Below are 7,458 nucleotides of genomic sequence, written 5' to 3' on the forward strand. Positions count from 1 at the left end.
GGTTCAACCCCCCCCGGTTGTTAAGAATGGTGCAAGATCTCAGATTTATCCGACTTTAGCTATGAGGCGGGGGATTGATCCCCCTATAGGTGTTGAGAATGGTGCAAGATCTCTGATCCAATGGCAGTTTGATATTTAGTACCCAGTCTATGAAAGGAATGTTGACCCAACTAATCACCCGATCGCGATCGCGCTGTAACCACTGGCAATCCCGTATTTTTACCCGGAGGGGATACCGACTGCTGCTGAGGGGTCTAGCTTTTGTGATGGCGTTGGGATTCGTCACCGGGGTGGTACCGGCGATCGCCTCGGGTCTGCGTCCTCTCCCCTCACAACTCCTCACATTTACTCCCGTCCAGGAAAATTCAGGCGATCGCCACCCATTGTCCCAACTCCCTGTTCAGTCGGTGGAGGAGCAACGGGAGACTCTCCTCAATCAGGGACGGGAGCTTTATCAGGGGGGACGGTTTGCAGAAGCAGTCAGGGTTTGGAACCGCGCTGCCGAGGGGTATCAACAGGGGGGCGATCGCCTCAATCAATCCCTCTGTCTCAACTATCTCACCCTCGCCTATCAAGCGTTAGGAGAGTGGGACCGCGCAGAAGGGGCGATGCAAGAGAGTTTATCCCTCCTCGATTCCCTAGGAACTCCCTCTCACCGATCCGCCAATTCAGTCGCCCAACGGATTCGCGCCCAAGCCTTGAACAGCAAAGGCAGTCTACAATTGGCCCGGGGAGAACCCGAATCTGCCCTCGATAGTTGGAAACAAGCCGAATCCTTGTATCAAGCCCAAGGAGACCTCATTGGGGTTTTGGGCAGTCAAATTAACCAAGCTCAAGGGATGCAAACCTTAGGATTGTACCGGCGATCGCGACAGTTATTAGAGCAGGTGAAGCAACAACTGCTCTCCCAACCGGATTCAAATCTGAAAATCACCGGCTTACAAAATCTCGGCAACGCCTTACAAGTCGTCGGAGATTTACCCGAAGCGCAACGGGTGTTATCACAAAGTTTAGCCATTGCCCGAAATTTGCGCTCTCTCGGGGAAATCAGTACCACCCTGTTGAGTTTGGGCAATACCGCCCGCGCCTTACAGGATTCGGACCAATCTCTCACCTACTATCGGGAAGCGGCAGCAATGGCGATTGCACCACTCACTAAACTGGATGCTCTACTCAATCAACTCAGTTTATCTGTCGAAACTCAACAGTGGGAAACTGCCCGATCGCTCTTAAACCCCATCACCGAGCAACTGGCAACCCTCCCTCCCAGTCGTTCTGGGGTCTATGCTCGGGTGAATTTCGCGTTTTCGGCCCTGAAAATGCTAGAGGGGTTATCGGCAAATGGAGAAGCTAATTCAACCCTGAGTGCGCCAGAAATTGCCCAAATCCTGGCAACGGCAGTTCAAGAGGCGAATGCGCTGCAAGATCTTCGATCGCAATCCTACGCTATTGGGGAGTTAGGGCATTTGTACAAACGCATCGGGCAATTTTCTGATGCCCAAACATTGACCCAGCAAGCGCTGGCGATCGCCATCAGTATTAATGCCAAAGAGATTGCGGCGCGCTGGCAATGGCAACTGGGACGGATTTTAAAGGAAACCGGGGAGACGGAAAGTGCGATCGCTGCCTATAGCGAAGCGGTTCGCAGTTTGTCTCTCCTGCGCCGAGATTTAGTGGCGATCGGCCAAGAGGTACAATTTTCCTTTCAAGAACGGGTTGAACCCATCTACCGGGAATTGGTCAGTTTACTGTTGAGTGGCAATCCCACTCAAGACCAGCTCAAACAAGCCCGGGAAACCCTCGAAGCCTTGCAACTGGCTGAATTAGAAAACTTTTTTCGCCAAGCCTGTTTAGATATCCCCCCGGTGCAAATTGACCAGGTGGATGCTCACGCTGCGGCGATTTATCCGATTATTTTACCCGATCGCCTGGAGGTGATTCTCTCCATCCCGGGAGAACCCCTGCGTCATTATGCCACCGAGCTACCCCAGAGTGAGGTGGAACGCACCCTGGAACGGTTACTTGCTGCTTTGAATCCTTTTTTCTCGGATCAGGAGCGATTGCGGTTATCGGAACAGGTGTATGACTGGCTGATTCGACCGGCAGAAGCGAGTTTAGCCGAGGCTCAAATGCAGACTCTGGTGTTTGTGCTTGATGGCCTGTTGCGAAATCTGCCGATGGCCGCGCTCTATGATGGAGAACGGTATCTGGTGGAAACCTATAACATTGCCCTCACCCCCGGATTGCAGTTGCTGGCACCCCAGGCGATCGGCCAGAACCAACTCCGGGCCTTAACTGTGGGATTGACCGAAGCGCGTCAGGGATTTAGTGCCCTGCCTGGGGTTGCTCGTGAACTGGAGGAGATTAGCTCTCATCTCCCAGCGCAGATGATTTTAAATCAAGAGTTTACTGCGGATGCGCTCAAGCAGGAGATTCAACAGAGTTCTTTTCCGGTGGTCCATTTGGCCACCCACGGCCAGTTTAGTTCCAATCCTGAGAACACCTTTATTCTCACTTATGATCAGAAAGTGAATGTCAACCAACTCCAGGAAATTTTGCGATCGCGAGAAACGGGTCGTTGGGGGGTCACCCAGTCCGAGATTCCCCCGATTGAGTTGCTGGTGTTTAGTGCCTGTCAAACCGCAACCGGGGACAAACGGGCGGCTTTGGGTTTAGCAGGGGTGGCGGTGCGATCGGGTGCGCGATCGACTTTAGCTACCTTGTGGTCCGTCAAAGACGAGTCTACCTCACAGTTGATGGCTGATTTTTATCGGGAATTTTCCCTCGGTCAGATGAACAAGGCTGAGGCCCTCCGTCGCGCTCAAGTCGCTTTATTGCAGCAACCTCAGTACCAACATCCGTTTTACTGGGCCCCGTTTATTTTGGTCGGAAATTGGCTTTAAATTTGAGAAATTCGAGGAAATTCGAGGTTCCTCGGACTTGTACCATTCTGGGTCTGTAGAAGGAGCATTTTTCTCCCATGAGGCTAATTAGGGAGCAAGATGCTCGGATCGGTGAATGTTCTGGTCCTTTAAGCGCAACGGAATCTATAACTGGCAATTACAGCAACTGGATTGGCAAAGAATGCAGGGGTTTGGAAAATTAATCGGGGTATTTGTCCGCTGTGAACGGATAATTTACGACTCAATTAAGACAAAATAATCCTGACCACTCGGTCGCGGAAAATGTCATCAGGAAAGAAAAATCATCCGGATTGGGGGATGGAAACCCTGGAATCAATGATAGCAATGCAGAATCTCAATTGAAGTTGTAAGAAAACTTTATAAAAACTATAAGATTTGAGTTGAAAGAGACTCAAACTATAGAGTAAAGTGGAATAAAGCGGCACATTATCCTAGAGGGGTAACTGTAATATGGCAAGGCAACAGACTAATGTACCTCTAACCCTCTTGTTCACCCTATCCTTAAATGTGGCATGGGTGGGAGGAATTTTTAATCCAGCGCAGGCTCAGTCCAGCAGCGATGCTCAACGGCTACAAACCGGGGCGATCGCTCAAGTCACTTTCAATCCCCCCGGCAAGGGGCAACCTCGCAATACCGCAGGGGGTGCTTCCCGGGATGGAAATTCCTGTGTGCAAGAACCACAGTTGTCTAGTGGGTGCGTCACACCACTCTCCCCAGAAGCATATCAGGGGTTGACCGTAGCCGATCGCCCGACGTTTTACGTTTATGTTCCTAAAACCTCAGCGAGGGAGCTATTTTTCGCCCTCAAAGATGAAAATAATCAGCATCACTACCAAACCAGTATCCCGGTACCTGAAGGCGAAGGTGCAGTCATGGCGATCGCCTTACCCGATGATGCACCACCTTTAGAAATCGGCCAAACCTATAGCTGGACCTTTATCCTCATTGATGAAACCGGACTCAAACCCGATAGTCCCGGTGTCCAGGGAGACATTCGCCGTGTGGAAGCCAACTCCCTAACCCTCGGTTCCCAGCAGGCTGATCCCACCCTGGAACTCGCGCAGCAGTACGGAAACGCCGGGATTTGGTATGACATGATGACCACCTTAGTCCAGCTTCGGCAGTCCAGTCCCAATGACCCGACAATCCTAGAGAGTTGGATGGGCTTATTAGCCTCAGTTGGATTAGAGTCCATTGCCACCAAACCCATTGCACAGCCTTAAATGGGGTCCTTGAGGGTTCAATCCTGTTCAGGACTCCTTTTACTCCCATGTCCGCTCAACCGTTGCCATTTCATCAAGCCGGGAAATATTCTTCCCGGCTTTTCCGATCCCGTCCGCTTTGACAGGCTCATAGAGTAAAGAAAACCGACTTTTTACGACCGGATGGGGGATAACGCTATTTTTGGGCAAGCAGAGGTTTTTCCTCGGTAGCAGCCGGGAACTGAACCCATCACGTTGAGCTCATCATCGGTATCTCTTTAAACTGGATGGGCTGTGGTCAATTGGTGTTGCTTTTCTCCACAAACCCCAGGAATTCTTCTAAAATTTGGGATAAACCTAGATTCTGTGGTCCTTTCTGGGTATCGATAAAAGATGTGGCTAAAGCTCAGAAAGCAAGTTTGGAAATGGCGTGGCGTCTTGATGACTGCCCCAACTGTTGCTGCGATCGTGATTTCTGCCAACTCAGCGGGTCTTTTTCAACTGTTAGAGTGGGCCACGTTAGACCTATTTTTTCGTTACCGTCCCTCTGAACCCACGGACCCTCGAATTGTCATCGTCACCATTGATGAGAACGATCTTACAAAAGTCGGTCAATGGCCAATGCCCGATGCGGTTTTAGCCCAATTATTAGAAAAAGTTAGCGCTTATGAACCCCGGGTCATTGGGATTGATTTATATCGGAATTTTCGCGTAGAACCGGGGTCGGAAAGATTAGAACAGGTTTTTGAATCTACCCCGAATTTAATTGGGATAGAAAAAGTGGTGGGCAATCGAGTCAAACCTCCTCGGATTTTAGAAGACCTTGGCCAGGTGGCAATGGCGGATTTGGTCTTGGATCCCGATGGTAAAGTTCGTCGCAGTTTACTCTCGGTGGTTACCGATGATGATGAGACTAAATTAAGTTTATCCGCCCGGATAAGTTTAATGTATTTGGAAGCAGAAGGGAAGGCTTTAGAGGCGGTAGACCCCAATAGTTCCCACTTACAATTGGGTCAAGCCCGGTTTATCCCCCTAGAAGGAAATGAAGGGGGATATGTCCGGGCAGATACGGGGGGGTATCAAATTTTTCTGAACTATAAGGGGAGAGAAAAGAATTTTAAAACAATTTCCATGACTGATATTTTGACCGATCGCATTTCCCCGGATTTAATCCGCGATCGGGTGGTGTTAGTCGGGGTGACCGCTGAGAGTCTGAATGACCTATTTTTGACCCCCTACAGTGCCTATGGCAATAGTCTGAACCGAATGCCTGGAGTGGTGATTCATGCCAATGCGATCGCCCAAATTTTAAGCGCCGCCCTCGATGGTCGCCCCTTTATTCAAGTTTGGCGGGATTCTGCGGAATGGTTCTGGGTCATCTTCAACTCCCTATTTGGGGCCACCGTCTCCTATTCCTTGCTCCAAGCTCGAATTTTCAAAAACAATTCAAGCGGGCGATGGGCAATTTTTGCCGTCTGGCTAGGATTGGGGAATCTGGGACTTTTAATTGGGGGTTATGTTGCTTTTTTAAATAGTTGGTGGATTCCCATCGTCTCTCCCATCGTTGCTTTAACCACTTCAGCGATCACCATTGCCGGATATTATAGCCGGGGACTCCAGCGCGATAGCCAAAGTCAATTGACCCAGTTTTTAGAAGCTATGCCCGTAGCCATTGCCGTTCTTGATGCCAAGGGTAAACCCTATTATACCAATCAAAAAGCCAAAGAATTATTAGGTAAAGGACCCGTAACGAACGCACCAACTCAGCGGTTATCTGATGTTTATCAAATCTATTTTGTGGGGAGCGATCGGCCCTATCCCTCGGAACGCTTACCCATCGTGCGCGCACTTCATGGCGATCGCACCACTGCCGATGATATGGAAATTCACCGCCCTGATGCCACCATCCCCATCGAAGCCTGGGGAACCCCGATTTATGATGATAATGGCAATATTTCCTACGCAATGGCTGCCTTTCAAGATATTACCGATCGCAAACAAGTCGAAGCCGAACGAGAACGCTTTACCAAAGAACTCTTTGAACTCAATCAAAACCTAGAAGATGCCCTTGATGCGGAATTAGAACTCACCGATGCCTACGGGCGCTTTGTTCCCCATGAGTTTCTCTATTTTTTAGGCTATGAAAGCATTGTCGAAGTCAAACTCGGGGAAGCCGTCGAAATGGAAATGTCCATTTTATTTTCGGATATTCGCGATTTTACCACCCTTTCCGAAGGCATGACCCCGGAAGATAATTTTAAATTTATTAACTCTTATCTCTCCAGTATGGAACCGGCTATTGCGGACAACAATGGCTTTATTGATAAATATATTGGGGATGCGATTATGGCCTTATTTAGCGGCAGCGCCGATGATGCCGTCAAAGCCGGAATTACCATGTTAAACCAACTCGCCGAATACAATCAAGGACGGGAACAAAGCGGTTATCTGCCGATTCATATCGGCATCGGGATTAATACAGGGTCCTTAATGCTGGGCACCGTTGGTGGACAGAAACGGATGGATAGTACGGTGATTAGTGATGCAGTCAATTTAGCCTCCCGGATTGAAGGCTTGACTAAAAATTATGGGGTAGCCTTGTTAATAGGCGATCGCACCTTTTGTAGCTTGAAAGACCCGAATTCTTATAATATCAGACATATCGATCGCGTTCAAGTCAAAGGCAAATCCGAAATTGTCTCCGTCTATGAAGTCTTTGATGCCGACCCCCCCGCCATCCGCGAGGGCAAATTAATCACCAAAAGCATCTTTGAAGAAGCCATCCAGTTTTACAATAAAGGTTCCTATCCCGAAGCCGCCCGCTTCTTTCAAAAATGTCTCCGAATCAACCCAGAAGATAAAGTTGCCCAGATCTATTTAGAACGCACTCAGTCCCACTAATTAATCAATTATTTTGAACTGTTCATAGTAACGACTTCAGTCGTTCTTAATTGTTCGTAGTAACGACTTCAGTCGTTCTTAATTGTTCATAGTAACGACTTCAGTCGTTCTTAATTGTTCGTAGTAACGACTTCAGTCGTTCTTAATTGTTCGTAGTAACGACTTCAGTCGTTCTATTAAAGGTTGTCAGCACTTACATCTTCCTCCCTACCTTTGTTAGCAATCATTTAGGACTGCTATAACGGTTCCCCCACTCTTATGGTACAGATATTGAGAGGAGTGCGAGGATCTTGCTCGCTCTTTCTTGTCAAGAGCGAGCAAGATCCTCGCACTCCCCAAAAAAATGTACCTTATAACTGCGTGAACTGCTATATAATCGCATATAAATTTTGAAGATAACGACTGAAGTCGTTACTACGAACATGAAGAG

3 protein-coding genes are annotated in these 7,458 nt (G+C 48.8%); all 3 read left to right on the top strand.

The window, feature by feature from the left end; all coding sequences use genetic code 11:
• Positions 1 to 149 precede the first annotated feature (149 nt).
• The 3 genes from NG795_RS21575 to NG795_RS21585 all read left to right on the top strand — a co-directional run bounded on the left by NG795_RS21575 (position 150) and on the right by NG795_RS21585 (position 7,028).
• On the top strand, positions 150 to 2,903 hold the full coding sequence (locus NG795_RS21575; protein ID WP_367290698.1) for a CHAT domain-containing protein: 2,754 nt from the start codon (positions 150 to 152) through the stop codon (positions 2,901 to 2,903).
• A gap of 471 nt (positions 2,904 to 3,374) precedes the next feature.
• Positions 3,375 to 4,148 (top strand): DUF928 domain-containing protein, encoded by a 774-nt coding sequence (locus NG795_RS21580; protein ID WP_367290699.1) that lies wholly within the window; start codon positions 3,375 to 3,377, stop codon positions 4,146 to 4,148.
• Between the two features lie 420 nt (positions 4,149 to 4,568).
• Positions 4,569 to 7,028, top strand: coding sequence for a CHASE2 domain-containing protein (locus tag NG795_RS21585; protein ID WP_367290700.1), 2,460 nt, complete (start codon positions 4,569 to 4,571; stop codon positions 7,026 to 7,028).
• Positions 7,029 to 7,458: the final 430 nt, after the last annotated feature.

The sequence above is a fragment of the Laspinema palackyanum D2c genome, assembly GCF_025370875.1.
GTDB classification, from domain to species: domain Bacteria; phylum Cyanobacteriota; class Cyanobacteriia; order Cyanobacteriales; family Laspinemataceae; genus Laspinema; species Laspinema palackyanum.

Excerpts from the sequence above, each read along its gene's own strand:
- NG795_RS21575 (WP_367290698.1), top strand. The coding sequence starts at position 150 with ATGAAAGGAATGTTGACCCAACTAATCACCCGATCGCGATCGCGCTGT.
- NG795_RS21580 (WP_367290699.1), top strand. The coding sequence starts at position 3,375 with ATGGCAAGGCAACAGACTAATGTACCTCTAACCCTCTTGTTCACCCTA.
- NG795_RS21585 (WP_367290700.1), top strand. The coding sequence starts at position 4,569 with ATGACTGCCCCAACTGTTGCTGCGATCGTGATTTCTGCCAACTCAGCG.